Genomic DNA, 26253 nt, shown 5'->3' on the forward strand with positions numbered 1-26253 from the left:
CCTCACGGCCATTTGGCGACGGGCGGCAGCGACGACAGGATCGAGGCGACGTTGCCCCCGGTCTTCAGGCCGAAGACCGTGCCGCGGTCCCACAAGAGATTGAACTCGACGTAGCGGCCGCGCCTGACCAGCTGTTCCTCGCGATCGGCGTCGGTCCAGGCGGTGGTGCCGTTCGCCCGCACGATCTCGGGATAGACCTCGAGGAAGCGGGTGCCGACGTCGCGGGTGAAGGCGAAGTCCGCCTCGAAGTCGCCGGTGTCCAGCCGGTCGTAGAAGATCCCGCCGATGCCGCGCGGTTCGCCGCGATGGGGCAGGAAGAAATACTCGTCGCACCATTTCGAGAAGCGCGCGTGGTCGGCGACCGCGTGGGGGTCGCAGGCGGCCTTCATCGCGGCGTGGAAGCGGACGGAATCCGGATCGTCGAGGGTCCGCCGGCGATCGAGCACCGGTGTCAGATCGGCGCCGCCGCCGAACCAGCGGCGCGTGGTGACGACGTGGCGGGTGTTCATGTGGACGGTCGGGACGTGCGGGTTCCTGGGATGGGCGATCAGCGAGATGCCCGAGGCCCAGAAGTGCGGATCCTCCTCGGCGCCGGGGATCTCCTTGCGGAATTCCGGTGCGAAGGTGCCGTGGACGGTCGAGACGTGGACGCCGACCTTCTCGAAGACGCGGCCGTGCATCAGGGCCATCACGCCGCCGCCGCCGGGCGTGCCGGTGTGGTCGGTACGCTCCCACGGCGTGCGGACGAAGCGGCCGGGGGCGGCGTCGACGTTCGGCGTGGCGATCTCGTCCTCCAACGCCTCGAAGGCGGCGGTGATGCGATCGCGTAAGGTCTCGAACCAGCGGGTGGTCGCGGCCTTCTTCGTCTCGAGATCGGCAGGGAGCGGCGAAGCGGGCGGGGGTGTCGGGGCCAAGCGGGTCATCCTCGGGCAGGGTCGGAGCGTCGACGTATCTGGCGCAGGGCCTCGCCGAGGACCAGTGCCGCGGCGATGGCGACGTTGAGCGAGCGCATGCCCGGCCGCATCGGCACGATCAGGCGGGCGTCGACGGCCTCGTGCACGGTATCGGGAACGCCCGCCGATTCGCGCCCCACCATGATCACGTCGTCGGGCATGAAGGCGAAATCGCGATAGTCGGTCTCGCCGCGCGTCGTCAGCAGCACGAGGCGGCGGCCGGCGGCACGGCGGGCGGCGTCGAAGGCGGTCCAGTCGTCGTGGCGCGTCAGCATCGCCTCGTCGAGATAGTCGAGGCCGGCGCGGCGCAGGTTGCGATCGGTCACGGCGAAGCCGGCGGGTTCGATCAGATCGACCGCCACGCCGAGGCAGGCGCCGGCGCGCAGCAGCGTTCCTGTGTTCTGCGGGATGTCGGGCTGGTAGAGCGCCAGCCGGAGGTCGGCGAGCGCTTCGTCGGACATGGCGGAAATCGGGGCTCGTTTCATCGTCGATAAGTGTTGTTGCGTAGGTGGGCGCTTCGGTCGCGGCGAGCGGCGACAAGCCGTTCGCGCAATGAGACATTTCAAATGAAACAATTCCAAGGTCTGAGGCCGGAAACGCCCGGCGACGCTGGACATTGCGTTTGACCGGTGTCAAAACGGCGGCCGATCGGAGACTGGGGGCGCAGGCTCTCGGTGTCCTTCTTTCGCGTGAATTCTCCTCACGTGTCAGGTCGTCGGCAAGTCGAAGGACGCGAAGTCCTCCGAGCGACGGCGGCGGGCATGGCGGGGACGTTCGATCCGACGACACGAATCGCGAGGATCCGACCTTGGCTACCTTGGACACCGCAGAACCGTCGCGCCGCGACTTCCTCTACATCGCCACGGGCGCCGTCGGCGCCGTGGGCGTCGCCTCCGTCGCCTGGCCGTTCATCGACCAGATGAACCCCGACGCCTCGGCGCTGGCGCTGGCTTCGACCGAAGTCGACATCTCCGCCGTCGCGCCGGGCCAGATCATCACCGTCAAGTGGCGCGGCAAGCCCGTCTTCGTGCGCAACCGCACGCCGGACGAGCTGAAGAAGCTCGCCGCGATGGACACGAAGGCGCTCAAGGACCCGCAGTCCGACGCCGACCGGGTCAAGAAGGGTCACGAGAACATCCTCGTGGTCGTCGGCGTCTGCACCCATCTCGGCTGCGTTCCGACCGGTCACGCCGGCGAGTACGACGGCTGGTTCTGCCCGTGCCACGGCTCGGTCTACGACGCTTCCGGCCGCATCCATGCCGGCCCGGCGCCGCTGAACCTGCCGGTTCCGCCCTACGAGTTCCTGTCCGACAAGGTCGTGAAGATCGGCTGACGCCGTCGAGGGAGAGCAAGACATGAGCGGTCATTCGACCTATTCGCCTTCGAACGGCTTCACGCGTTGGCTCGACGCCCGCCTGCCGATCGTTCGTCTCGGCTACGACAGCTTCGTCGCCTATCCGACGCCGCGCAACCTGAACTACTGGTGGGCCTTCGGCGCGATCCTCTCGATGATGCTCGCGGTGCAGCTGATCACCGGCATCGTCCTGGTGATGCACTACACCCCCCACATCAGCCTCGCCTTCAACTCCGTCGAGCACATCATGCGCGACGTGAACTGGGGCTGGCTGATGCGCTACATGCACGCCAACGGCGCGTCGATGTTCTTCATTGCCGTCTACGTCCACATCCTGCGCGGTCTCTACTACGGCTCCTACAAGGCGCCGCGTGAGATCCTGTGGATCCTCGGCGTGGTGATCTATCTCCTGATGATGGCGACCGCCTTCATGGGCTACGTGCTGCCGTGGGGCCAGATGTCCTTCTGGGGCGCCACCGTCATCACCAACCTGTTCTCGGCCATTCCTCTCGTCGGCGAGCCGATCGTGACCTGGCTGTGGGGCGGCTTCTCGGTCGACAACCCGACGCTCAACCGCTTCTTCTCGCTGCACTATCTCCTGCCGTTCGTGATCGTCGGCGTGGTGATCCTGCACGTGTGGGCGCTGCATGTCGTCGGCCAGAACAACCCGACCGGCGTCGAGCTCAAGACCGAGCAGGACAGCGTGCCGTTCACCCCCTACGCGACCGTCAAGGACGCGTTCGCGATGTCGGTGTTCCTGATCCTGTTCTCGTGGTTCCTGTTCTACAGCCCGAACTACATGGGTCACCCGGACAACTACATCCCGGCCAACCCGATGGTCACCCCGGCGCACATCGTTCCGGAATGGTACTTCCTGCCGTTCTACGCGATCCTGCGTTCGATCCCGGACAAGCTCGGCGGCGTCATCGCCATGTTCGGCGCCATCGCGGTGATGTTCGTGATGCCGTGGCTCGACCGTTCGCCGGTCAAGTCGGCGACCTATCGCCCGCTGTTCAAGCAGTTCTTCTGGATCTTCGTCGCCTGCGGCATCGGTCTCGGCTATCTCGGCTCGCAGCCGGCCGAGGGTGGTTACGTCATCGCCTCGCGCATCCTGACCGCTTGGTACTTCCTCCACTGCCTGGTGATCGTGCCGGTGCTCAGCTTCATCGAGAAGCCGCGTCCGCTGCCGGAGTCGGTCACCGCCGCCGTTCTCGCCAAGAGCGCGCACTGAAACGGTAGAGATCGGGAGACATAGACATGAACACGATCCTCTCCGCTTCCAAGGTCGTCCGGGCGCTCGGCGCTGCCGCGCTCCTGGCCGGCTTCGCCTTCGCCGCCCCGGCGTCGGCGGCCGAGACCGCGGTGCACGGCCCGGTGGTGAACACCTATTCCTGGTCGTTCGCCGGTCCCTTCGGCCGCTTCGACAAGGGCCAGCTGCAGCGCGGCTACAAGGTCTACAAGGAAGTCTGCTCCAACTGCCACTCGATGAACCTGGTCGCCTTCCGCAACCTCGCGGACGAGGGCGGCCCCGGCTTCACGATGGACCAGGCCAAGGCGCTCGCCGCCGAGATCAAGGTCAAGGACGGCCCGAACGACAAGGGTGCCATGTTCGATCGCGCCGGCCGCGCCTCGGACAAGTTCCCGGCGCCCTTCGCCAACGACGAGGCGGCGCGTGACAGCTTCGGTGGCGCCCTGCCGCCGGATCTGTCGCTGATCGCCAAGGCGCGTGCCGCCCATCGCGGTACCGGCTTCCTGACTGATCCCTTCACGCTCTACGCGGAAGCCGGTCCGGACTACGTCGTCAGCCTGCTCACCGGCTACGTCGACGCCCCGCACGGCATCACCTGCGACGGCGCGCTGCAGTACAACCAGTCGTTCATCGGCGGTTCCTGCATCGCCATGCCGCCTCCGCTGTCGGACGACCTCGTCGCCTACACCGACGGCACCAAGGGCACCGTCGAACAGTATGCCAAGGACGTCGCCGCCTTCCTGATGTGGACCGCCGAGCCCAAGCTCGAGGCCCGCAAGTCGACCGGCCTCAAGGCGATCATGTTCCTCGTGGTCTTCGCGGGTCTTCTCTACCTGTCGAAGCGCAAGGTGTGGTCGAACGTCGCCCACTGAGGCAGCGTTCCAGGCACGACATCGGACAAGGGCTCCCGGGCGACCGGGAGCCCTTTTTCGTCGCCGGTCGGGCATCGATCCGGGCATCGGCCATGCGGCGGGCGTTCTTGGCGCCGTCGTGGTCGGCGCCTAACCTGCCGCCCCATTCGAAAGAGGGCACTTCCGATGATTCTCGGCATCTTCTGCGGCTCCGCCGACGGAACGAATCCGCTCTACCGACAGACGGCCATCGAGGTGGGGCGACGGCTCGCCGCGGAGGGGATCGACGTCGTCTACGGCGGCGGGCGGGTCGGTCTGATGGGCGCGGTTGCCGACGGGGCGCTGGCGGCGGGCGGTCGGGTGATCGGCGTCATCCCGCGGGCGCTGGTCGACCGCGAACTCGCCCATCCGGGCCTCACCGAGATGCGGATCGTCGAGACGATGCACGAGCGCAAGGCGGCGATGGCGCAGATCGCCGACGGGTTCATCGCCCTGCCGGGCGGCGCCGGCACGCTCGACGAGATTTTCGAGCAATGGACCTGGGCGCAGCTCGGCATCCATGCCAAGCCCTGCGGCTTCCTCGACGTCGGCGGCTACTACCGGTCGCTCCGGGCGATGATCGACACCATGGTCGGCGAAGGTTTCACCGGCGCGCGCCATGCCGAGATGCTGGTCTTCGCCGAAGACATCGACACGCTCGTCGCGCGCTTCCGCACCTACGAGCCGCCGTCGGCCAAGTGGACGACCGCCGGCGAGACGGTGAAGCCGTGAGCGGGGCGGCGGGAGTGCGCGCGACCTGATCCTGCCGACCCGACGTGGTGGACCGAACGCGGCGTTCCGTACGTGTTTCGGGGGTGATCCCGGATTGCATTGCGGCGCGGAATGGGGAAACTCGGGCGCGACGACGAAAGACGGGGACGACCATGACGGCATCGGTGATCGGGGTGATCGGCGGCTCGGGGCTCTATGACCTTCCGGGTCTGACCAACGCCGAATGGGTGAAGGTCGAAAGCCCCTGGGGAGAGCCGTCGGACGAACTGCTGATCGGCGAGATCGCGGGCAAGAAACTGGTCTTCCTGCCGCGCCACGGCCGCGGCCACCGGGTACCGCCCTCCGACATCGACTACCGCGCCAACATCGACGCGCTGAAGCGCGCCGGCGTCACCGACGTGATCTCGGTCTCGGCGGTGGGCAGCTATCGCGAGGATCTCCCGCCCGGCACCTTCGTGCTGGTCGACCAGTTCGTCGACCGCACGGTCAGCCGCGCCTCGTCCTTCTTCGGCAAGGGCTGCGTCGCCCATGTCGCCTTCGGCCATCCGACGAGCCCGGGCCTGATGGACCGGCTCGAGGCGGCGGCGAAGGCCGAAGGCATCGCCGCGGCGCGTGGCGGGACTTACGTCTGCATGGAGGGGCCGCAGTTCTCGACGCTGGCCGAGAGCCGCTGGTACAAGTCGGCCGGCTTCGACGTGATCGGCATGACCAACATGCCGGAGGCCAAGCTCGCCCGTGAGGCGGAGCTGCCTTACGCCACCGTCGCCATGGTCACCGACTTCGATTGCTGGCACCCCGACCACGACCATGTCGACGTCAAGTCGGTGATCGCGGTCGCCCATGCCAATGCCGACAAGGCCAAGCGTCTCGTCGCCCGTTTCGCGACCGACTTCCCGGCCGAGCATCCCGCCTGTCCGATCGGCTCGGACAAGGCGCTCGACTTCGCCATCATGACGGCGCGCGAGGCTCGCGATCCGGCGGTGCTGGCGAAGCTCGACGCGGTGGCGGGGCGGGTGCTCGCGCGATGAGCGCGGCGATCGAACTCGAGGTCGTCGCGCGGGTGCGTGGTGGCCGGGTCGAGAACGTCGACGACGACTGGGGCAGCGTCGAGGCGGAGATCGTGCTCGAACCCGCCTTCCCGGAGGCGGCGCTCGCCGGGCTCGACGGCTTTTCCCACGCGGTGATCGTCTTTCACTTCGACCGCATCGATCCGGCGCGGATCACGCTCGGCGCGCGGCGGCCGCGCGGGCGGGCCGACTGGCCGGAGGTCGGCATCTTCGCGCAACGCGGCAGCCCGCGTCCCAATCGGCTCGGGGTGACGACCGTCGAGGTCCTCGGCGTCGCCGGCCGGGTGCTCAGGGTGCGCGGGCTCGATGCGATCGACGGGACGCCCGTTCTGGACATCAAGCCGGCGATGCGTGGTTTCGAGCCGCGCACGCCGATCCGCGAGCCCGAATGGGCCGACGAAATCATGAGGAACTACTGGTGATGAACCTTCGTGACGCCATTCGCTCGATTCCGGACTATCCCAAGCCCGGCATCATCTTCCGCGACATCACCACGCTGCTCGGCGATCCGCGTGCCTTCCGTCGCGCGGTCGACGAATTGGTGCAGCCCTATGCCGGCACCGGCATCGAGAAGGTGGCGGGCATGGAGGCGCGCGGCTTCATCCTCGGCGGTGCGGTGGCGCATCAGCTCTCGGCCGGCTTCGTGCCGATCCGCAAGAAGGGCAAGCTGCCGCACGAGACGGTGTCGATCGCCTACAGCCTCGAATACGGCGTCGACGAGATGGAGATCCATCGCGATGCGATCGTGGCGGGCGAGAAGGTGGTGCTGGTCGACGACCTGATCGCCACCGGCGGCACGGCGACCGCCGCGGTGCAGCTCTTGCGCAACCTCGGCGCCGACGTGGTGGCGACCTGTTTCGTCATCGACCTGCCCGACCTCGGCGGCGCCGACAAGCTGCGCGCCATGGGCGTGCCGGTGCGCTCGCTGGTGGCCTTCGAGGGGCACTGAGCCCGCGTCCGCAGCCCCGCCTCACGGTTTGGCGGCGGGCGGAGCGTAGTCGGGCAGCGGGATCGACAGGAGGTCGGTCCCCGCCTTGGGCGGTGCCGACCCGACGGCGGCCTGCGGTGAAGCGAAGAGCTTCTCGGGCTTCGACAGTACGGGGAAGGCGAAGACAGCCGCCAGCACCGCGATCTCGACCGCCAGGAAGGGCGCCAGCCGGCGCAGGGTCGCGGCGAGCGGCGGGGGCTCGCGCATCAGGCCGCGCGACAGCATCAGCGCGTAGCCGACCGGCGGCGTGAGAAAGCTCAGCTGCAGCGTCAGCAGGATCAACGTCGCCACCCAGGCGGCGTCCTCGACCCGCATCAGGATCGCCGGGGCGACGATCGGCACGATCACGAAGATGATCTCGAAGGCATCGAGCACGAAGGCGGAGAGGCCGATCGCCGCGAGGCCGGCCGCGGCCGTGCCGGTCGGCCCGCCGGGGACGTCGGCGAGGAGGCTCGCGACCAGCCGGTCGGTGCCGAGCACCCGCAGCACCAGCGTGAAGGTGGTCGCCGACACCAGGAGGGCGAGGAGCACGCCGGTCGTCGCCAGCGTCTCGTCGAGCAGACGGGCAAGCGCGCCGCCCGAGAGGCGCCCGGTCACGGCAGCGGCGGCGAAGAGCACCGTCGCGCCCATGGCGGCGGCCTCGACCGCATAGAAGCGCCCGGCCGCGACGCCGCCGAGCAGGCCGACGAGGAAGCCGATCGACACCACGGTGATGGCGACGTCGGCGAGGCCGGCCTTCGCCTCCTCGCGCGGTGCCGCGCGGGAACGCAGGCCGGCGATCGTCGCGACGGCGAGCGCGAGCACGAAGAACAGGCCGGCCGGCACCAGTGCGGCGCGGAAGACGTCGCGGGTGTTGACGATCAGATCCATCCGGCCGGTGGCGTTGAGCGCGGCGGTGTGGGCCGACAGCATGGCGTCGCCGAGCAGGATCAGCACCAGCGACGGCGGCACGACGACGCCGAGCGTGCCGGCGACGGCGATCAGCGCCTGCCGCGTCGGCGCATCGATGCCGGCGGCTTCGAGGCGCGGGGCGAGCGTGCGCGACAGCGCCACCACCGAGGCGCCGACCGAGCCGTTCATCGGCCCCATCAGCGCGCCGAGCGTCAGACCGGCGACGAGCGGACGATGGCCGCCGCGGCCGGGCAGCGCCCGCGACAGGGTGCGGAAGATGGCGTCGGTGATCGGCAGGCGGTCGATCAGCGCGCCCATCAGCACATAGAGCGGGATCGCCTGGATCAGGTCGTTCTCGAGCAGGCCGACGAGGCGCGAGGGCAGCGCCGAGAACAGCGTCGACGAGGCGCCGGAGAGGATCGAGACGACGGCGCCGAAGACGGAGGCCGCGATCAGCACGATCCAGGCGGGCAGCCCCGTCACGATCAGCGCGAGTCCGGCGACGACGAGGAGGACGATGCCGAAGAGGCTCACGGGCGCCTCCACAGGCGGGCGAGATCGACGCAACCCTGTGCGGCCACCAGCGTCGCCAGCAGCAGCATCGCCGCCTTGATCAGGAAATAGCCGGGGTCGTCGGTGTCCTGGAAGCGTTCGAGCCCGAGGATCGACCGCCACGCCGGGATCCAGCCCTTCCACAGCACGAAGCCGGCCCAGGGCAGAAGCGCCAGGCCGAGGGCGGCGGCGGCGATGCGGCGGCGGGTGCGGTCGGCGAGGCGGTGGGCGAAGAGATCGGCCGAGAGGTGGCGGCCCGTCCGCGTCGCCGCGGTCACGGCGCAGGCGACGTAGAGCGCGAAGATCCACTGGCCGAGGTCGTTCGCCTCGCGCGACCAGCGGCCGAGCCCATCGCGCAGCGGCCATTGCAGGAAGAGGAGGAGGACGATCGGCAGCGCCAGCCAGCGGCCGGCGGCGAGAATGCCGCCGACGGCGCGGTCGAGCGCCGTCGCGAGGGCTTGCGTCATGCGGTCCTCCCCGGTTCCGTCGCGGCGATGATGCGACGGCGGCGGGGGCGCCGCAAGGGCGGCTCACAGCACCGCGTCGGGCTCCAGCACGCACCAGCCGTCGGCGCGGGCCTCGATCTGCAGCGTCGCGTGGCCGATGTCGAAGCGCTCCTCCAGCATCGCCGCGGCGTCGCGCAGGAAGGCGTCGCCGGGGTGGCCTTCGGGCATGACGAGATGGGCGGTCAGCGCCACCTCGGTCGTCGACATCGCCCAGACGTGGAGGTCGTGCAGCGCCGCGACGCCGGGAAGGCTCGTCAGCGCCAGGCGCACCGCGGCCGGGTCGATGCCCGGCGGCACCGCGGCGACGGAGAGCACGGCGCTCTCCTTCAGGAGACCCCAGGTGCCCCAGAGCACGATCGCCACCACCACCAGCGTGACGATCGGGTCGATCGTCACGAGGCCGGTGAGCCACACCGCGAGGCCGGCGACGACGACGCCGGCCGAGATCAGTGCGTCGGTCAGCATGTGGAGATAGGCGCCGCGGATGTTGAGGTCGCCCTTGGAGCCGCGGGCGAAGAGCCAGGCGGTGAAGCCGTTGACGGCGATGCCGATGCCGGCGACCACCATCATCGTCGGGCCGGAGACCGGTTCGGGCGTGAGCAGCCGCTGCACGGCTTCCAATGCCAGCGCGCCGAGGGCGGCGACCAGGAAGACGGCGTTGAACAGGGCGGCGAGGATCGAGGTGCCGGCGAAGCCGTAGGTGAAGCGGGCGCTCGGCGGGCGCTTGGCGGCGCGGTCGGCGAGCCAGGCGACGACGAGGGCGAGCACGTCGGAGAGATTGTGGCCGGCGTCGGCGACCAGCGCCATCGAGTTGGCGGCGAGGCCGAAACCGATCTCGACCGCGACGAAGGCGGTGTTCAGCGCGATGCCGACGGCGAAGGCGCGGCCGAAGTCGGCGGGCGCATGGACGTGACCACCGGGACCGTGACGGTGGCCGTGATCGTGATCATGGCCGCACGCGTGTGCGTGGTCGTGGTGATCATGATCATCGTGACGGTGTGCGTCGGCGCTCATGCTTCGTCCTCTCGCAGATGCGAGACCATGCCTCGGCGTCGGGGCGGATACAATTACAGTCCGAGCGGTCGGGCGGGCGCCCATTTGACGTCGTCGATGCGCGGCGCGCCGGTCGCCAGCATCACCAGCCGATCGAAGCCGAGGGCGATGCCGCTGGTCGGCGGCATGGAACCGAGGGCGTCGAGGAAGTCCTCGTCGATCGGATAGCGCTCGCCGTAGGTTTCTTCCTTCGCCGCCATCTCGAGTTCGAAGCGACGGCGCTGTTCGACCGGGTCGGTCAGTTCGCCGAAGGCATTGGCGAGTTCGACGCCGCAGACCCAGAGCTCGAACCGCTCGGCGACGCGGGCGTCGTGCGGTGAGGGGCGGGCGAGCGCCGCCTCGCGCGACGGGTATTCCATCAGGATCGCCGGGCGGCCGTCGCCGAGCGCCGGTTCGATCTTCTCCGCCAGCACGCGGGAGAAGACGTCGGACCAGCCGTCGTCGTCCGACACGCGGATGCCGGCGGCGCGGGCACCCGCGGCGAGGCGGTCGCGGTCGGGTTCCAGGGTCGGGTCCTCGGGCAGGGTGGCCAGCAGGTCGATGCCGGCATGGCGCGCGAAGGCCTCGGCGCAGGTGATGCGTTCGGGCGTGGCGAAGGGATCACAGGTGCGGTCGCGGCGGCGGAAGGTGCGGGTGCCGACGGTCTCGGCGGCGAGCCGCATCAGGTCGGCGCAGTCGTCCATCAGCGTCTCGTAGGGGGCGTGGGCGCGGTACCATTCGAGCATGGTGAACTCGATGGCGTGGAGCGGTCCGCCCTCGCGGTTCCGCCAGACGCGGGCGAAGTCGAAGATCTTCTCCTCGCCCGCCGCCACCAGCTTCTTCATGGCGAACTCGGGCGAGGTATGGAGGAAGCGCGTCTCGGCGACGCCGTCGGCGCCGATCGGCGTCGCGGCGAGCGCGTGCAGATGGGTTTCGTTGCCGGGTGAGACCTGGAGAGCGTCGCATTCGACCTCGACGAAGCCGTCGGCCTCGAAATGCGCCCGGATCGCGCGCTTGACGGCGTTGCGGGCGAGAAGGAGGGGGCGGCGGTCGGCGTGAACGGCGCGATCCCACCAGGAAGAGGCGGCTTTCATGACTTTTTGCTTTCCTCCATGCGCGATCCGTGAGAGAGGAGACGCCGAGATCGTGCGGCCCGTCGGGTCAGCGCGCGCCGTTTCGTATTCTTTCCCAGAGGTCCCGCTCCCATGCGAGTCAATGCGCAGAATCTCCGCAAGGGCAACGTCGTCGAGATGGACGGCAAGCTCTATGTCGTTCTTTCCGCCGAGTCGTTCCATCCCGGCAAGGGCACGCCCACCACGCAGATCGACATGCGCCGCATTTCGGACGGCGTGAAGGTGTCCGAGCGCTGGAAGACCACCGAGCAGGTCGAACGCGCCATGCTCGACGAGCGCGCCTACGCCTACCTCTACAACGACGACGAGGGCTTCCACTTCATGAACAAGGAAAACTACGACCAGATCGTGGTTTCCAAGGACGTGGTGGGTGATCTGGCCGCCTATCTCCAGGAAGACATGGAGTGCCAGGTCGCGATCTATCAGGACGTGCCGGTGTCGATCGAACTGCCGCAGCGCGTCACGCTCGAGATCGTCGAGACCGAGCCGGTGACCAAGGGCCAGACCGCGTCGTCGTCCTACAAGCCGGCGCTTCTTTCGAACGGCGTCAAGACCGCCGTCCCGCCGCATGTCGGCGTCGGCACCCGCGTGGTCGTGATGACCGCCGACGGTTCCTACGTCGAGCGCGCGAAGGACTGATCGGTCCGATAGCGAACGCCCGAGAGACATGAAGAACCCGGCCGTGAGGCCGGGTTTTTTCGTGTGGTGGAGGCCGTGCCACCGGCTTCGTCCTTCGAGGCTCGGCTTCGCCGAGCACCTCAGGATGAAGCCGAACGGGCGGCGATCTCATGCGGCTTCATGGTGAGGTGGCCGGCCGGACGGCCGGCCCTCGAACCATGAGTGTGGGACCGATCCGTGCCGCCGCCTCACCCCTTCCACACCACGCCCGGCGGGTCGGGCGGCAGGGGGATGAATTCGGTCTCGCCGGGGACGCCGTCGAAGCGGCCGGCGCGCCAGTCTTCCTTGGCGGCTTCGATCCGGTCTTTCGAGGACGAGACGAAGTTCCAGTAGAGAAAGCGCCGTTCCGGGAAGGGCTCGCCGCCGAGGAGGGCGAAGCGGGTGGGTGTCACGGCGCGGACCACGATCTCGGCGCCGGGACGCAGCAGGATCAGGCGGTCGGGGGCGTGGACCGTGTCGTCGCCCTCGATGACGATCTCGCCGGTCGACGGCCAGATCGCCCGTTCCGAGAAGTCGGCCGGCAGGCGGAAACGGGCGCCGGCCTCGAGCACCACGTCGAGCTGCACCAGATCGGAGAAGACCGGTACCGGCGACGCCTTGCCGAAGGCCGAACCCGCGACCAGCGTGGCGCGCGCGCCGTCGCCCTCGAGGACGGGGAGGGCGGAAGCCTCGACATGGGTGAAGGTCGGGCCGGTTTCCTCGTGGCTCCGCGGCAGGGCGAGCCAGAGCTGGAGACCGGCGACGCGGTCGCCGTTCGTGCGCGGGGTCTCGGGGGTGCGCTCGGAATGGACGATGCCGCGGCCGGCGGTCATCCAGTTGACCGCGCCGGGGCGGATCACCTCGACGGCGCCGGTCGAGTCGCGATGGCGGATCTCGCCCTGGTGCAGGAAGGTCAGGGTCGACAGGCCGATGTGGGGGTGCGGCCGCACGTCGATGCCGCGGCCGGGGGCGAAGTCGACCGGGCCCATGGCGTCGAGGAAGACGAAGGGGCCGACCATGCGGCGCTCGGTGGTCGGCAGGGCGCGGCGGACGGTGAAGCCGTCGCCGAGGTCGTGCAGGCGCGGCAGGACGATCTTGTCGATCGGGGGCATGGGCTCGGCGGCGGTCATGGCTCTCTCCTCGTTCGAGGAGAAGATGGCACGTTCACGCCGCCAGACCAGTCGCCGAACGGGAAACGATCCGTTCGCCGCGGCTCAGGGCGCAGGGATCAGCGCTGCGCCTTCTCGACGTGGTCGGCGACGATGCGCCTGTTCTCCGGGTCGATCAGGCGTTCGCCGTCGGCGACGAGATCGGCCAGCGTCTGGGCGCGCAGCGCGTCGCGCCAGACCTGCTCGGCCGCCATCATGCGGGTCTTGATGAAGCAGTCCTGCCGCCACACCGCCGGGTCCTGCGACTTGCCGGGGCAGTTGCGGCGGATTTCGCGGCAGACGAAGGTCGGCTCGCTCCCGTCGATCGCCTCGACGACGTCGAGCAGCGTCACCGCGGCCGGTTCGCGGGCGAGACGATAGCCGCCGCGCGGGCCGGGAACGGCCTCGATCAGCCCGGCGGCGGTCAGTTCGCGCAGGTGCTTCAGGAGATAGCTCTCCGACACGCCGTGGATCTCGGCCAGCGCCTTGCCCGGCAGGACGCGCCTGTCTTCGAGCCCCGCCAGCACCAGCAGGCAGTGTAGCGCCGCCTCGACGCCGTCGCCGAGACGTCTCATGGCGCCCGCCTCCATGCGGATTTCGTCGGACGAGGATTGCGTTTCATAATCATCGATATATTTTATCCATGATTCGGCACGAGGTTTCGTGCCGCCACCGAGGAGAGAACCGACATGCTGCGCAGACTGAACGTGGCCGAGGCCACCCCCGATCTCTACCGTGCGATCCGCGCCCTCGACGGCGCCGTGAAGGCTTCCGGCATCGATACGCGCCTCCTGCATCTCGTCAAGCTCAGGGCGTCGCAGATCAACGGCTGCGCCTATTGCGTCGATCTGCACGTGGCGGAATCGCTCGCCGACGGCATCGACGCACGGGTGCTGCATCTCGTCTCGACCTGGCGGGAATCGCCGCTCTTCGACGCGCGCGACCGGGCGGTACTGGAATGGACCGAATGCGTCACCCGTCTCGCCGAGACCGGGGTGCCGGACGCGGCCTGGGAGGCCGTGCGGGCGTATTTCTCGGACGTGGACATCGCCCGGCTGATCGTCGCGATCGGCACGATCAACATCTGGAACCGCGTCGCGGTCGCCTCGCGGATGTTGCATCCGGTCGACCGGCCGCTGGTGTGAGCCTTACCCGTCGGCGCGCGGCCGGCGCGGCCACATGACGTTGCCGGTGAAGCGGAAGACCACTTCGCCGTCGACGAGGCCCTCGTTCAGCGTGGTGAAGACGCCCCATTCGGGACGCGTCGCCGAAGGCCTCGCCTTCACCAGGCGCGAGCGGTAGTGGACGGTCTGGCCGGCGAGCACCGGCTTCAGCCAGCGCATGTCTTCGAAGCCCGGCGAGGGGCCGGGCACGGGGACGATCTCGCCGCGGGCGGCGCGGGCTTCCATCTCGCGGTTCTGATGGGCGATCCACAGCGCCATCCAGGCGCAGGCGACGTGCCAGCCGGACGCCGCCAGCCCGCCGAAGAGCGAGGCGCGGCCGGCCTCCTCGTCGAGGTGGAAGGGCTGCGGATCGAAGTCGCGGGCGAAGGCGATGATCGCCTCGGCCGTGAACGTGTGTGCGCCGAGTTCGACGGACCAGTCGGCAGGGATCTCCTCGAGCCACATCATGGTGTGGCCCTCCGGCGCATCATCAGCGTCGATTCCATGATCGCCACCGGCTCGCGGGCTTCGCCCACGACACGGTCGACGTCCATGCGTCCGCGCAGGATGCCGACGGTCGGCCGGCTCTGCGAGGTGCGGGCGTCGAGGATGGTCAGGCGGACGGCGAGACGGTCGCCGGCGCGCACCGGCTTCAGCCAGCGCATGCGGTCGATGCCGGGCGAGCCGAGCGAGGCGGCGGTCGAGAGGAGGCCGTCGACCAAGAGGCGCATGCCGACGCAGCCGGTGTGCCAGCCCGACGCGGCGAGCGAGCCGAGCAGCGAGGCGGCGCCCGCCGTCTCGTCGAGATGCATCGGCTGGGGGTCCCACAGGCGGGCGAAGGCGACGATCTCGTCGCGCGTCATCGTCTTCTCGCCGAGCGGGAGAACGTCGCCGACGGCGAAGTCTTCGTAGTGGCGCAGCGTCGAGGTCATGGCGTCTTCGGGCATTCGGGTCCAAAATCGCGGCGGTTTCGTTCGAATCGCAAGAGGCAAGAGCCGATGTGGGCCTCACTTCTGTCGCTCGACACGCGGGTCGGTCCGCATCTCGTGCGGCCCTTCTGGGTCGTCGGCTCGACGCTCGCCCTGGTGCTCGCCGGCATCGGGCTGGTCATCGGGCTCGGACTGCTGGCGATCTCGCCGGTGCTCGGGCTGATGGTCGTCGGTCTCGGCCTGTTGCTCGGCGCCGCGGTCTTCCTCGGCGTGCGGCTGACGGCGGAAGCCGCTTCGATCGTCTTCGCCCAAGGGTCGGCACCGCCGGGCGCGCGGCTCGACCGCACGGCGTGAAAACGGCGGGGGAGGGCCCCCGCCGTCTGGTTTCTCAGGCGTTGAAGCGGAAGAGCAGGATGTCGCCGTCCTGGACGACGTATTCCTTGCCTTCGTCGCGGGCCTTGCCGGCTTCCTTCGCCGCCGCCTCGCCACCCAGCGCGACATAGTCGTCGTAGGCAATGGTCTGGGCGCGGATGAAGCCGCGTTCGAAGTCCGAGTGGATCACGCCGGCGGCGCCCGGGGCCTTGGTGCCCTTGACGATGGTCCAGGCGCGCGTCTCCTTCGGACCCACCGTGAAGTAGGTGATGAGACCGAGCAGCTCGTAGCCGGCGCGGATCAGGCGATCGAGGCCCGGCTCGTGCAGACCCATGCCTTCGAGGAACTCGAGCTCCTCTTCGTCCGACAGCTGCGCGATCTCGGCTTCGATGGCGGCGGAGATGACGACGGCGCGGGCGCCCTGCTTGGCGGCCATCTCCTCGACGGCCCGCGAGTGCGCGTTGCCGGTGGCGGCCGAGGCCTCCTCGACGTTGCAGACGTAGAGCACGGGCTTCGAGGTGAGCAGCATCAGCCCGTCGAGCAGCGGCCTGTCCTCGTGAGAGACCTCGAGCAGACGGACCGGCTTGCCGTGCTGCAGCAGCTCGAGCGCGCCTTCCATCACCGGCAGGATCTGCTTCGAATCGCGCTCGCCGCCCTGCGCCTTCTTGCGGGTGGCGACGACGCGGCGCTCGAGGCTGTCGAGGTCGGCGAGCATCAGCTCGGTCTCGACGGTCTCGGCGTCGGCGACGGGATCGACGCGACCCTCGACGTGGGTGACGTCACCGTCCTCGAAGCAGCGCAGGACGTGGACGATCGCGTCCACCTCGCGGATGTTGGCGAGAAACTGGTTGCCGAGGCCTTCGCCCTTGGAGGCGCCGCGGACCAGGCCCGCGATGTCGACGAAGGTGATGCGGGTCGGAACGATCTGTGCCGACTTGCCGATCTTGGCGATGGCGTCCATCCGCGGGTCGGGGACGCCCACCTCGCCGGTGTTCGGCTCGATGGTGCAGAAGGGATAATTGGCTGCCTGCGCCGCCGCGGTGCGCGTCAACGCGTTGAAGAGGGTCGACTTGCCGACGTTCGGCAGGCCGACGATGCCGCACTTGAAACCCATGGGTCGATCGTTCCGTCAGATGAGAGATCAGCGACGGCGGAACTGCTGGCCGCCGGGACGCGGCGGCGGCGGGGCGCCGTCGGCACGGATTTCGCGATGACGGAAGACCAGACGGCCCTTCTCGAGGTCGTAAGGCGACATCTCGACGGTCACACGGTCACCGGCCAGCGTCTTGATGCGGTTCTTCTTCATCTTGCCGGCGGTGTAGGCGATGATCTCGTGGCCGTTCTCGAGGCGCACCTTGAATCGGGCGTCGGGCAGGATTTCGAGGACGAGGCCCTCGAACTGGATCAGTTCTTCCTTGGCCATGTGGCGTGGTTCCGTTTCCGGTTGTTCGTTCGGGGTTGGCATATAGCCGAAAAGCATCGAGCCGGAAACGGGGAAAGCCCGAGTCCCGGCTCGATTCGAACGTGTCGCGAGGTCGCGTCAGGCGGCGGTGATGCGCGCCGCGGCCGACTTGCCCGAACGACGGTCGACTTCGACCTCGAAGGAAACCTTCTGGCCTTCGGTCAGGGTGGTCATGCCCGAGCGCTCGACGGCCGAGATGTGGACGAAGACGTCCTTGGAGCCGTCATCCGGCTGGATGAAGCCGTAGCCCTTGGTTTCGTTGAAGAACTTGACGACGCCGATAGTCATGTGGGTGGTCCTTGCCGCTCGTCGCAGATATGGAAGATCACGCCGCACGAGCCGCGCCGCGATCTGGTCGGTCGAATTTTGGGAGAGCTGACGAGGACACTCGAAGTTGCCTCCGAGCGAAGGTGCCGATGGTCTGGCCAAAGTCCGATGCGCACATCATACCGCGTCGGGGCCGCGCAAACAAGGAAGGCGGGAAAACCCGTTCAACGCTTCTTGGCGGCGAGGAGACGGCGCAGCGTCTCGGCCATGGCGTTCTTCGCTGCGGGCTCGGGACCGGCGGGTTTCGGCGCGGCGGGGGCGGTCTTGGGCGGCGGTGCCTTGTCGGTCGCGGGCTTCGCCGCGATGCGGTTCATGAAGCCGGTGTCGTTGCCGGCGACGAGGAAGGTCGCCGCATCGGCGACGTCGTCGAGCAGCGGCTCCAGCCATTCGCGGTCGACCTTGGCGAAATCGCCGAGCACCCAGCCGGTGACGCGTTCCTTCGAGCCGGGATGGCCGATGCCGAGGCGGATGCGGCGATAGTCGGCGCCGATGTGGGCGCCGATCGAGCGCAGGCCGTTGTGGCCGGCATGGCCGCCACCGAACTTGACGCGGATGCGGGCGGGATCGAGGTCGAGCTCGTCGTGGAAGACGACGACGTCCTTCGGCTCGATCTTGTAGAAGCGGGCGGCCTCGGCGACGGAACGACCGCTCTCGTTCATGTAGGTCTGGGGCTTCAAGGCGACGATCTTCTCGTCACCGATGGTGCCTTCGCAGACCTGGCCCTGGAACTTGGCGCGCCAGGGGGAAAAGGAATGGCGGCGGACGATCGCGTCCACCGCCATGAATCCGATGTTGTGTCGATTTCTCGCGTATTCCGCGCCGGGATTGCCGAGGCCCACGAAGAGGAGCATGGGTCGCCTCCGGCGCGGAAATGCGAAATCACGCGGCCGGGGTCTCGGCGGCTTCCGAGAAGCCGACCGGCGCGGTGATCGAGAGAACGGTGTAGTTCTTCTCGTGGATGACCGGCTTGATGCCGGCGGCGAACTTCACATCCTCGATGTGGATGCTGCCGCCGATGTTCAGCTCGGTCACGTCGACCTCGACCGCTTCCGGGATCGAATCGGCGCGGACCTGCAGCTCGACCTCGTGATGGACGATCGAGAGGGCACCGCCGCGCTTCAGACCGACCGAGGCCTCCTGGTTCACGGCATGGACCGGAACGAAGACGGTGACGATGGTCTCGTCGGAGATGCGCAGGAAGTCGATGTGGGTCAGGGTGTCCTTGACCACGTGCATGTGGAAGTCCTTCGGGATCACGCGGATCTTCTCACCGCCGACCACGATGGTGGCGACGGTGGTGAGGAAGCCACCGGCACGCAGGCGCTTGTCCGCTTCCTTGTAGGGGAGCGAGATCGCCAGCGGGGGCTTCTTGTCACCGTAGATGACGGCGGGAACACGGCCTTCCAGACGCAGCGCACGAGCGGCCCCCTTGCCGACCCGTTCGCGCACCACGGCCTCGAGCTCGTAAGACTGACGGCTCATGGGGTGCTTTCCTTCATTCAGAGAATTCAAAAGAAAAAGGCCGGTCGACCGGCCCTTTCGGCTCTCGTCCGCGGACCCTCACGGGCGCACGGACGACGTCCCCAACGTTGCCTCCAGGGGTGTCGGCGTCGCGGGACCGGGCGCGTCTCTAGCACCGAAGGGGGCAAAGCGCAAGGATTTCGGCCGGAAATTCACCGCCGAAAGGCGCTTTGCCGGTGTCGTTCAGCCCGCCAGTTCGCGCGAGCGCTTCGCGGCGGCGGCAACCGCTTCCGTCATCAGCTTCATCAGCGCGTCTCCGCCCATCATGACGGCCAGCGCCGCGGCGGTGGTGCCGCCCGGCGAGGTGACGTTGATGCGCAACTGCTCCGGGCTCTCGGGGCTCTGGAACAGCAGTTCGCCGGCGCCCTCGACCGTCGCGCGGGCGAGCCGGGCGGAAAGATCGGCGGGCAGACCGGCGGCGGCACCGGCGGCGGCGAGCGCCTCCACCATGTGGAAGACATAGGCCGGACCCGAGCCCGAGACCGCGGTGACGAGGTCGATGTGCTCTTCCTTCTCGACCCACTCGAGCCGGCCGATGGTGGCGAGCAGCGCGCCGACCAGCTCACGGTCCTCGGCGGTCACGGCGGGGCCGCAGGCGGCTCCCGTGATGCCGCGGCCGACCTGGGCGGGCGTGTTGGGGATGGTGCGGACGATTCGCTCGGTGCCGAGGCCGTTCGCGAAGGTCGCGATGGTCTTGCCGGCGACGACCGAGATCACCGCCGTGCCGGGGTCGACCAGAGCCTTGATCCCCGGCAGGACGCCGTCGAGGACCTGCGGCTTCACCGCGACGAGCAGCACCCGCGCCGTGACGTTCGCCGGTGCCGCGGTCTCGAGGCGGAAGCCGTGTTTCGCGGCCAGCGCCGCCAGTTCCGGCGAGACGTGCTTCTCGATCACGACGACGGCCGCGGGCGAGAGGCCCCGGTCGAGCCAGCCGGCGAGCATGGCGCCGCCCATCTTGCCGCAACCGACGAGGACCAGCGGACGGGCGGCGGAAAGCGTGTCGATCATGCGTTGCCCACGGTTTCGAAGAGGGCCCCCTCGAGCGCCTCCTGGGCCGAACGACCGGCCCAGACGACGAACTGGAAGGCCTGATAGTAGCGGTCGCAGCTCTCGATCGCGCCGACCAGCATGGCGCCGATCTGGCGTGCCGAGGGCTCGATGCCGCCGGTCAGCAGCAGGGCGTGGCGATACATCACCACGCCTTCGCCCGACCACAGGTCGAAGTGACCGAGCAGCATCTGCTCGTTGACGATTGCCAGGAGGCGCATCACCTCGGCGCGGCGCTGGTCGGAGACCTTGAGGTCGAAGGCGCAGGCCAGATGCAGCGCCTCGACGTCCTCCATCCAGGAGACGGAGACGTGATAGTCGCACCACGAACCGGCGATCGAGACGGTGATCTCGTCGTCGCCGGACCGCTCGAAGGACCAGTCCTCGAGGGCGGCGACGTGTTCGATCACGTCCACCGGGTGGGCTTGCCGTTCGAGTTCCAATTCGATCAGGCTCATCGGCGAGGTCTCGCGAGAGTGGAATGGCCGGACGCGGGGAGACGCAACAGGACGCATCACCACTGGAACCTTCGTCGAAGACTAGTCTTCGTCGAACGCAGGAGCGACGAGGCGCGGAACACCGATCGAAAGATCGACCGGCGGCGCGAATCTCTCGTACGAGTTTCAGTATAGGCCGAGACGAGCGGGCGGCGACCTTCCCCGGCGTCGATTGCCGGGGAAAAAATGTGGACGGTTCGGCAGCCTGTGGATGGTCAGTCGGCGCCGGGGGCGGGGGCGGCGTCGAGCCGGGCGGCGAGCGCCTCGATCTCGTCGAGCGCGAAGACCTCTATTCCCGCGTCGCGCAGGGCGCGGGCGGCGACACCCTCGCCGAGCCGTTTCCTGCCGGAAAACGTGCCGTCGGCGATCAACTGCGAGCCGCAGGTGGGGCTGCCGTCGGTCAGAAGCGCGAAGCGGGCGGCACGGACGCGCGCCATCGACACCGCGATGCGGGCGCCCTCGCGGAAGGCCTCCGTATGATCGCCGCCGGTCGCATCGCGGATCGCGGCACGGCCCTCGAGCACGTCGGTCGCGGTCGCCTCGGGCACGATCTCGGCGGCGGGGCGCGGCGTCGTCAGGCCGGCCATGGTCTCCGGGCAGAGCGGCACGAGGCGTCCTTCCTCGGCCCACTGCGCCAGGAGCGGGTGATGAGCGGTCTTGGCGCCGCCGTCATAGCGCACCGGCCAGCCGATCAGACAGGCGGAGACGAGGATGCGGTCCATGGCCGTCAGGCGACGGCGGGGCCGGAGGGATCGCCGGCGACCAGCGTCTGCGAAAGGTCCGACTTGCCGCCTTCGAGCTTCGCCAGTCGCGCCTCGAGATCGGCGAGGCGATGGGCGAGCGCCTCGTTCTCCTCGCGCGCCTTGATCGCCATGTCGCGGACGGCCTCGAAATCCTCGCGCTTGACGAGGTCCATGTCGGCGACGAAGCCCTCGGCGCGCGCCTTGACAGCGGCCTCCACTTCCTTGCCGAGCCCCTGCGCCATGCCGGCGGCATCGGTCACGAGCTTGGCGATGTCGTCGAAGATACGGTTGCCGGTCTGGGTCACGGGCGTCGCTCCTGATACGGGGCCGCGAGCCCGCAGGCCCCGGCAGCTGCGATGGTTATGGGGTGGCGTCGGGGCGATCGCAAGGGGCGGTCAGGCCGACGTCTGCCGTTCGATCCGAGTGCCCGCCCGCCCGTCACGAGGACGCGACCGTACGGATGTCACCCTCGCCTTGACGTCGCGACGCGGGCACCGCACTGTCGCCGCGTCCGGCGAACGCGAGATCGAAATGCCCCTCTTCGTCATGCCCTTTCCGGTGATCGATCCGATCGCGGTTCAGATCGGCCCGTTGGCCATACGCTGGTATGCGCTCGCCTATGTGGTGGGCATCCTGCTCGCCTGGTGGTTCGTTCGCCGTCTGGTCGAGAAGGTGCCGCTGTGGAACGGCGCGCCGCGGCCGACGCCCGAGAACATCGACGACTTCATCCTCTGGGCGACGCTGGGCATCGTGCTCGGCGGGCGGCTCGGTTACGTCGTCTTCTACAATTCCGCCCATTATCTCGCCCATCCGAGCGAGATCTGGCAGGTGTGGGGCGGCGGCATGTCGTTCCACGGCGGCTTCCTCGGCGTCGTCGTCGCCATGGCGCTGTTCACCCGCGGCAAGGGCTTCCCGCTGCTGACCCTGTTCGATCTCGCGGCAGCGGCGGCGCCGTTCGGGCTGTTCTTCGGCCGCATCGCCAATTTCGTGAACGGCGAGTTGTGGGGCCGTGCCGCCGACGTGCCGTGGGCGATGGTCTTCCCGCACGGCGGGCCGATCGCGCGCCATCCGAGCCAGCTCTACGAGGCCGCGTTGGAGGGCATCGTGCTCTTCGCGGTGATCGCCCATCTGGTGTTCCGCACGAGGCTCCTCGAGAAGCCCGGTGTGATCGCCGGCATCTTCGCCATGGGCTACGGGCTCGCGCGCTTCACCGTCGAGTATTTCCGCGAGCCCGACGCCCAACTCGGCTATCTCTTCGGCTTCATCACCATGGGTCAGATCCTGTCGCTGCCGATGGTGGCGGCGGGCGCGGCGCTGGCGATCTGGGCATGGAAGCGCGCAGCGCGGGCGAGAACGGCGACGGCCGGGGAGACTGCATGAACGCCACGCCCCTCGAACGCCGCATCAAGGCGCGGATCCGGCTCGAGGGTCCGATGTCGGTGTTCGACTTCATGGGGACGTGTCTTTCCGATCCCGAACACGGCTACTACATGGCGCGCGAGCCCTTCGGGGCGGAGGGCGACTTCGTCACCGCGCCGGAAGTCTCGCAGATGTTCGGCGAGGTCATCGGCGCCTTCGTCGTCGAGGCCTGGGAGCGGCTCGGCCGGCCGGCGCCGTTCCATCTCGTCGAGTTCGGCCCCGGCCGCGGCACGCTGATGGCCGATCTTCTGAGAGTCGCGAAGCGCGTGCCGGCCTTCGTCGCCGCCGCTCGCCTCGGCCTCGTCGAGACCAGCCCGCGGCTCCGGGCCAAGCAGGCGGCGACGCTCGCCGGTGGGCCGCTGGCGCCGGTCTGGTACGGTTCCGACGAGGAGATCCCGGTGGGGCCGCTGATCGCCGTCGCCAACGAGTTCTTCGACGCCCTGCCGATCCGCCAGTTCGAACGCGACGGCGCCCTCTGGCGCGAGCGCATGGTCGGGCTTTCGGAAGAGGGGAGCCTCGTCTTCGGCCTCGGCCCGACGGCGATCGGCGAGGCCGATCTGCCCGAACGCCTCGGCGTCGCGCCGCAGGGGGCGATCGTCGAGGTCTCGCCGATCGGCGTTTCGATCATGCGGCGGCTGGCGGCGCGGATCGCCGCGTCGGGCGGCATGTTGCTCGCCATCGACTACGGCTTCGCCGGCCCGGCCTTCGGCGACACGTTCCAGGCGGTGCGGTCGCATTCCCCCGTCGACGTGCTCGATCGGCCGGGCGAGGCGGATCTGACCGCTCATGTCGACTTCACCGCGCTGGCGGTCGCGGCGCGGGCGGCGGGGGCGAGCATCCACGGCATCGTCGAACAGGGCGACTTCCTTCTCGCCCTCGGTCTCGCCGAACGGGCCGGCCGGCTCGGCGCCGACAAGGACGAGGCGACGCGGGCCGACATCGTCGGTCAGGTCGAACGCCTCGTCGGAGCCCAGGAAATGGGCTCGCTGTTCAAGGTCTTGGCCGTCAGCCGATCCGGCGTGACGCTGCCGGGGCTCTCACTCTGGTCCCCCGTCGAGGAGCCCGCGCGCTCGTGATCCGTTCGCCCCTGCTTTCCGATCTTCCCGGCATCGCCCACGGCTTCTTCACCCGCGAGGGCGGCGTTTCCGACGGGCTCTACGCCAGCCTCAACGTCGGCCTCGGCTCGAGCGACGAGCGGGCGCGGGTGCTCGAGAACCGCCGCCGGGTGGCGGCGGCGCTCGGCGTCGCCGGGGATGCGCTCGCCATGCCCTATCAGGTCCATTCGCCCGACGTGGCGGTGGTCGAGGAAGTCTGGGGGCCGGGCGAGGGGCCGAAGGTCGACGCGGTGGTGACGGCGCGCGAAGGCGTGGCGATCGGGGTTGCGACCGCCGACTGCGGGCCGATCCTCTTCGCCGATCCGCAAGCGCGGGTGGTGGGTGCCGCCCACGCCGGCTGGCAGGGGGCATTCAAGGGCGTGATCGCGGCGACGGTCGCGGCGATGGAGGGGCTGGGTGCCGCGCGGGGCCGCATCGTCGCGGTGCTCGGGCCGACCATCTCGGCTTCGGCCTACGAAGTCGGGCCGGAATTCGTCGCGCGATTCGTCGATGCCGATTCGGGTTTCGCGCGGTTCTTCGTGCCGTCGGAGCGGGCGGGGCACGCGATGTTCGATCTACCGGCCTTCGTCGCCTTCCGTCTGGAGGAGGCCGGCGTCGGGCGGCGCGGCGATCTCGGCGCCTGCACCTATGCCGACGAGGCGCGGTTCTTCTCCTATCGTCGCACCACCCATCGGCGCGAGCCGGATTACGGCCGGCTGGTCTCGGCGATCGCGCTCTCCGCGGCGCCATGATTTCTGGACCGCCGGGCGGTTTCCGGCTAGACAGACCCGCAAGTCCACTCTCGGCGACGAGGCAGCGCGCGATGCAATCCAACGGTCCCATCGATCCTTCGAAGCGCCGCACGCTCGCGCGCGTCGCGGCCGTCGCGCTCGGGGTCTCGGCGCTCGCCGGCTGCATGGGCGAGCAGACGCTCGAGGATGCGGGGGCGACACTGTCGGGTCGCATTCGGCTGGCGCCGCTGCGCGAGGCGCCACCGGCGGGGCGGCCGACGGTGCAGTTCCTGCCGATCTCGGGCACGCCGGTGACGATCGCCGACGCCATCTATCGCGGCATCCGCAACGCGGCGCCGCAGGCCGGCATCACGCTGGTCCACCGGCTCGAGGAGCCGGCGACCTGGCGCGTGCAGGGCCATCTGGTGGCGCTCGGCCACGCCACGGCCTCGACCATCATCTTCACCTGGGACGTCTACGACGCGCAGGGCAACCCGGTCTATCGCCTCACCGGTCAGGAAGTGTCGCGCGGCGTCGAGGGCGACCCGTGGGGCGCGGTCGACGGCGCGGTACAGGAGCGGCTCGCGGCGCGGGCCGTGCGCGGACTGCAGAGCTGGCTCAACCGCACCTGATGCCGGGATCCGACGATCGGGCGGTTTACGACGGCGGACAAAGCCGTTAAAAGGCCGGCCATTCCCGTCCATGGCGCGCGCCCGCGCCGACTTCACGAGACACGCGACCCGAGTCGCGACCGTCTCCTCCGTCGAGAGGCATCGGATGAAGATCGTCTGCGGCAATTCCAACCGCGTTCTCGCCGCCGAGATCGCCAAGTATCTCGAGATCCCGCTGTCGGCCTGCTCGGTCAAGCGCTTCGCCGACCAGGAGATCTTCGTCGAGATCCAGGAAAACGTGCGCGGCGAGGACACGTTCGTCGTGCAGTCGACGAGCTACCCGGCCAACGATCACTTGATGGAACTGCTCATCATGATCGACGCGCTGCGCCGTTCCTCGGCGCGCCGCATCACGGCCGTGCTGCCCTACTTCGGCTACGCCCGCCAGGACCGCAAGCCCGGCCCGCGCACCCCGATCTCGGCGAAGCTCGTCGCCAACCTGATCACCCATGCCGGTGCCGACCGTGTTCTCACGCTCGACCTGCATGCCGGCCAGATCCAGGGCTTCTTCGACATCCCGACCGACAATCTCTATGCCGCGCCGGTGATGATGCGCGACATCAAGGAGCGTTACGCGCCGGGCACCGTGATGGTCGTCTCGCCGGACGTCGGCGGCGTGGTGCGCGCCCGTGCGCTCGCCAAGCGCATCGACGCCTCGCTCGCCATCGTCGACAAGCGTCGCGAGCGGCCGGGCGAATCGGAAGTGATGAACGTCATCGGCGACGTCTCGGGCCGCTCCTGCATCCTGGTCGACGACATCATCGATTCGGGCGGCACGCTGTGCAACGCGGCGGAAGCGCTCTTGAAGCGCGGCGCCAAGGACGTGTCGGCCTACTGCACCCACGGCGTGCTGTCGGGCGGCGCGGTGGCCCGCATCACCTCGTCGAGCCTCAAGGAACTGGTGATCACCGATTCCATCCAGGCGACCGACGCGGTGAAGGCGGCCTCCAACATCCGCCTGCTGTCGATCGCGCCGCTGCTCGGCGAGGCGATCGCCCGCACCGCGCAGGAACAGTCGGTGTCGAGCCTGTTCGACTGATCCGATCGTTCTTTGTCCACCGTATCGAACCCGCGGCCGGTGACGGTCGCGGGTTTTTTCATCGGCCACGAGGCGTCTTTCCGCCG

34 protein-coding genes are annotated in these 26253 nt (G+C 69.1%); 15 read left to right on the top strand and 19 right to left on the bottom strand.

Translation table 11 applies throughout. The annotated features are described in order from the left end of the window. Positions 1–2 precede the first annotated feature (2 nt). The gene (hemF, locus tag ACT53U_RS12760) at positions 3–923 is read right to left on the bottom strand and encodes an oxygen-dependent coproporphyrinogen oxidase (RefSeq protein ID WP_476155615.1); all 921 of its coding nucleotides are present in this window, start codon (positions 921–923) and stop codon (positions 3–5) included. After that, positions 920–1414 (bottom strand): tRNA (cytidine(34)-2'-O)-methyltransferase, encoded by a 495-nt coding sequence (locus ACT53U_RS12765; protein WP_476155616.1) that lies wholly within the window; start codon positions 1412–1414, stop codon positions 920–922. The genes hemF and ACT53U_RS12765 overlap by 4 nt, the downstream gene beginning before the upstream one ends. 347 nt (positions 1415–1761) lie before the next feature. Between ACT53U_RS12765 and petA the strand changes: the two genes are divergently transcribed. The 7 genes from petA to ACT53U_RS12800 all read left to right on the top strand — a co-directional run bounded on the left by petA (position 1762) and on the right by ACT53U_RS12800 (position 7194). Beyond that, positions 1762–2286, top strand: a complete 525-nt coding sequence (petA, locus tag ACT53U_RS12770; protein ID WP_476155617.1) for a ubiquinol-cytochrome c reductase iron-sulfur subunit — start codon at positions 1762–1764, stop codon at positions 2284–2286. A 22-nt stretch (positions 2287–2308) separates the two neighbouring features. Further along, complete coding sequence (locus ACT53U_RS12775) at positions 2309–3538, top strand: cytochrome b (RefSeq protein WP_476155618.1); 1230 nt, start codon at positions 2309–2311, stop codon at positions 3536–3538. Between the two features lie 26 nt (positions 3539–3564). Continuing rightward, a complete protein-coding gene (locus ACT53U_RS12780) occupies positions 3565–4428 on the top strand; it encodes a cytochrome c1 (protein WP_476155619.1) in 864 nt (287 codons plus the stop codon). A gap of 165 nt (positions 4429–4593) precedes the next feature. Further along, entirely contained in the window at positions 4594–5178 is a 585-nt protein-coding gene (locus ACT53U_RS12785; protein ID WP_476155620.1) for an LOG family protein, read from the top strand. Between the two features lie 152 nt (positions 5179–5330). Then, positions 5331–6206: an S-methyl-5'-thioadenosine phosphorylase gene (locus tag ACT53U_RS12790; RefSeq protein WP_476155621.1), complete on the top strand. Its 876-nt coding sequence runs from the start codon at positions 5331–5333 to the stop codon at positions 6204–6206. Beyond that, entirely contained in the window at positions 6203–6667 is a 465-nt protein-coding gene (locus tag ACT53U_RS12795; RefSeq protein WP_476155622.1) for an SAM-dependent methyltransferase, read from the top strand. The genes ACT53U_RS12790 and ACT53U_RS12795 overlap by 4 nt, the downstream gene beginning before the upstream one ends. Next, complete coding sequence (locus ACT53U_RS12800; protein WP_476155623.1) at positions 6667–7194, top strand: adenine phosphoribosyltransferase; 528 nt, start codon at positions 6667–6669, stop codon at positions 7192–7194. Before ACT53U_RS12795 ends, ACT53U_RS12800 begins: the two co-directional genes overlap by 1 nt. Positions 7195–7215: 21 nt before the next feature. Here the strand turns inward: ACT53U_RS12800 and ACT53U_RS12805 are convergent, their stop codons facing one another. The 4 genes from ACT53U_RS12805 to epmA all read right to left on the bottom strand — a co-directional run bounded on the left by ACT53U_RS12805 (position 7216) and on the right by epmA (position 11308). Then, a complete protein-coding gene (locus tag ACT53U_RS12805; protein WP_476155624.1) occupies positions 7216–8658 on the bottom strand; it encodes a TRAP transporter large permease subunit in 1443 nt (480 codons plus the stop codon). Next, positions 8655–9143 carry a TRAP transporter small permease subunit gene (locus ACT53U_RS12810; RefSeq protein ID WP_476155625.1) on the bottom strand — a complete coding sequence of 163 codons (489 nt, stop codon included), beginning with the start codon at positions 9141–9143 and terminating at the stop codon, positions 8655–8657. The genes ACT53U_RS12805 and ACT53U_RS12810 overlap by 4 nt, the downstream gene beginning before the upstream one ends. Positions 9144–9206: 63 nt before the next feature. Then, complete coding sequence (locus ACT53U_RS12815; RefSeq protein ID WP_476155626.1) at positions 9207–10196, bottom strand: cation diffusion facilitator family transporter; 990 nt, start codon at positions 10194–10196, stop codon at positions 9207–9209. A 53-nt stretch (positions 10197–10249) separates the two neighbouring features. Then, the gene (epmA, locus tag ACT53U_RS12820) at positions 10250–11308 is read right to left on the bottom strand and encodes an EF-P lysine aminoacylase EpmA (protein WP_476155627.1); all 1059 of its coding nucleotides are present in this window, start codon (positions 11306–11308) and stop codon (positions 10250–10252) included. A gap of 111 nt (positions 11309–11419) precedes the next feature. On the opposite strand from epmA, the gene efp reads away from it, so the two are divergent. Continuing rightward, on the top strand, positions 11420–11986 hold the full coding sequence (efp, locus tag ACT53U_RS12825; protein ID WP_476155628.1) for an elongation factor P: 567 nt from the start codon (positions 11420–11422) through the stop codon (positions 11984–11986). 227 nt (positions 11987–12213) lie between these two features. Here efp and ACT53U_RS12830 read toward each other — a convergent pair whose 3' ends face one another. After that, on the bottom strand, positions 12214–13134 hold the full coding sequence (locus ACT53U_RS12830) for a pirin family protein (protein WP_476155630.1): 921 nt from the start codon (positions 13132–13134) through the stop codon (positions 12214–12216). 98 nt (positions 13135–13232) lie between these two features. Beyond that, on the bottom strand, positions 13233–13727 hold the full coding sequence (locus ACT53U_RS12835) for an RrF2 family transcriptional regulator (RefSeq protein ID WP_476155632.1): 495 nt from the start codon (positions 13725–13727) through the stop codon (positions 13233–13235). 114 nt (positions 13728–13841) lie between these two features. On the opposite strand from ACT53U_RS12835, the gene ACT53U_RS12840 reads away from it, so the two are divergent. After that, complete coding sequence (locus tag ACT53U_RS12840) at positions 13842–14297, top strand: carboxymuconolactone decarboxylase family protein (protein ID WP_476155633.1); 456 nt, start codon at positions 13842–13844, stop codon at positions 14295–14297. Positions 14298–14300: 3 nt separating this feature from the next. On the opposite strand, the gene ACT53U_RS12845 is transcribed toward ACT53U_RS12840, so the two are convergent. Next, positions 14301–14783 (bottom strand): MaoC family dehydratase, encoded by a 483-nt coding sequence (locus ACT53U_RS12845; RefSeq protein WP_476155635.1) that lies wholly within the window; start codon positions 14781–14783, stop codon positions 14301–14303. Further along, positions 14780–15247 (bottom strand): MaoC family dehydratase, encoded by a 468-nt coding sequence (locus ACT53U_RS12850; RefSeq protein WP_476155636.1) that lies wholly within the window; start codon positions 15245–15247, stop codon positions 14780–14782. Before ACT53U_RS12850 ends, ACT53U_RS12845 begins: the two co-directional genes overlap by 4 nt. 66 nt (positions 15248–15313) lie before the next feature. Here ACT53U_RS12850 and ACT53U_RS12855 point away from each other — a divergent pair, with 66 nt between their 5' ends. After that, on the top strand, positions 15314–15598 hold the full coding sequence (locus ACT53U_RS12855) for a hypothetical protein (RefSeq protein ID WP_476155638.1): 285 nt from the start codon (positions 15314–15316) through the stop codon (positions 15596–15598). Between the two features lie 34 nt (positions 15599–15632). On the opposite strand, the gene ychF is transcribed toward ACT53U_RS12855, so the two are convergent. The 9 genes from ychF to ACT53U_RS12900 all read right to left on the bottom strand — a co-directional run bounded on the left by ychF (position 15633) and on the right by ACT53U_RS12900 (position 21518). Continuing rightward, a complete protein-coding gene (gene ychF / locus ACT53U_RS12860; RefSeq protein ID WP_476155640.1) occupies positions 15633–16730 on the bottom strand; it encodes a redox-regulated ATPase YchF in 1098 nt (365 codons plus the stop codon). Between the two features lie 27 nt (positions 16731–16757). Next, a complete protein-coding gene (gene infA / locus ACT53U_RS12865) occupies positions 16758–17039 on the bottom strand; it encodes a translation initiation factor IF-1 (RefSeq protein ID WP_476155642.1) in 282 nt (93 codons plus the stop codon). Positions 17040–17156: 117 nt separating this feature from the next. Next, complete coding sequence (locus ACT53U_RS12870; RefSeq protein ID WP_476137659.1) at positions 17157–17366, bottom strand: cold-shock protein; 210 nt, start codon at positions 17364–17366, stop codon at positions 17157–17159. A gap of 203 nt (positions 17367–17569) precedes the next feature. Further along, positions 17570–18256 (bottom strand): aminoacyl-tRNA hydrolase, encoded by a 687-nt coding sequence (pth, locus tag ACT53U_RS12875; RefSeq protein WP_476155644.1) that lies wholly within the window; start codon positions 18254–18256, stop codon positions 17570–17572. A gap of 28 nt (positions 18257–18284) precedes the next feature. Further along, positions 18285–18887: a 50S ribosomal protein L25/general stress protein Ctc gene (locus tag ACT53U_RS12880; protein WP_476155646.1), complete on the bottom strand. Its 603-nt coding sequence runs from the start codon at positions 18885–18887 to the stop codon at positions 18285–18287. Between the two features lie 222 nt (positions 18888–19109). Continuing rightward, positions 19110–19934, bottom strand: a complete 825-nt coding sequence (gene proC / locus ACT53U_RS12885) for a pyrroline-5-carboxylate reductase (RefSeq protein WP_476155648.1) — start codon at positions 19932–19934, stop codon at positions 19110–19112. Next, positions 19931–20431, bottom strand: a complete 501-nt coding sequence (locus ACT53U_RS12890; protein WP_476137663.1) for a type III secretion system chaperone family protein — start codon at positions 20429–20431, stop codon at positions 19931–19933. The genes proC and ACT53U_RS12890 overlap by 4 nt, the downstream gene beginning before the upstream one ends. Positions 20432–20685: 254 nt before the next feature. Beyond that, positions 20686–21192, bottom strand: a complete 507-nt coding sequence (locus tag ACT53U_RS12895; protein WP_476155650.1) for a 2-thiouracil desulfurase family protein — start codon at positions 21190–21192, stop codon at positions 20686–20688. Between the two features lie 5 nt (positions 21193–21197). Next, positions 21198–21518 (bottom strand): accessory factor UbiK family protein, encoded by a 321-nt coding sequence (locus ACT53U_RS12900; protein WP_476155652.1) that lies wholly within the window; start codon positions 21516–21518, stop codon positions 21198–21200. Positions 21519–21744: 226 nt separating this feature from the next. Here ACT53U_RS12900 and lgt point away from each other — a divergent pair, with 226 nt between their 5' ends. The 5 genes from lgt to ACT53U_RS12925 all read left to right on the top strand — a co-directional run bounded on the left by lgt (position 21745) and on the right by ACT53U_RS12925 (position 26167). After that, positions 21745–22593, top strand: a complete 849-nt coding sequence (gene lgt / locus ACT53U_RS12905; RefSeq protein WP_476155654.1) for a prolipoprotein diacylglyceryl transferase — start codon at positions 21745–21747, stop codon at positions 22591–22593. Continuing rightward, on the top strand, positions 22590–23708 hold the full coding sequence (locus ACT53U_RS12910) for a class I SAM-dependent methyltransferase (RefSeq protein ID WP_476155656.1): 1119 nt from the start codon (positions 22590–22592) through the stop codon (positions 23706–23708). The genes lgt and ACT53U_RS12910 overlap by 4 nt, the downstream gene beginning before the upstream one ends. After that, on the top strand, positions 23705–24478 hold the full coding sequence (gene pgeF, locus ACT53U_RS12915; protein WP_476155658.1) for a peptidoglycan editing factor PgeF: 774 nt from the start codon (positions 23705–23707) through the stop codon (positions 24476–24478). Before ACT53U_RS12910 ends, pgeF begins: the two co-directional genes overlap by 4 nt. Positions 24479–24549: 71 nt before the next feature. After that, positions 24550–25089 carry a hypothetical protein gene (locus ACT53U_RS12920; RefSeq protein ID WP_476155660.1) on the top strand — a complete coding sequence of 180 codons (540 nt, stop codon included), beginning with the start codon at positions 24550–24552 and terminating at the stop codon, positions 25087–25089. Positions 25090–25234: 145 nt separating this feature from the next. Continuing rightward, positions 25235–26167 (top strand): ribose-phosphate pyrophosphokinase, encoded by a 933-nt coding sequence (locus ACT53U_RS12925; protein WP_476137670.1) that lies wholly within the window; start codon positions 25235–25237, stop codon positions 26165–26167. The last annotated feature ends 86 nt before the right edge of the window (positions 26168–26253 follow it).

Source organism: Pinisolibacter sp. DMC19, from assembly GCF_056313985.1.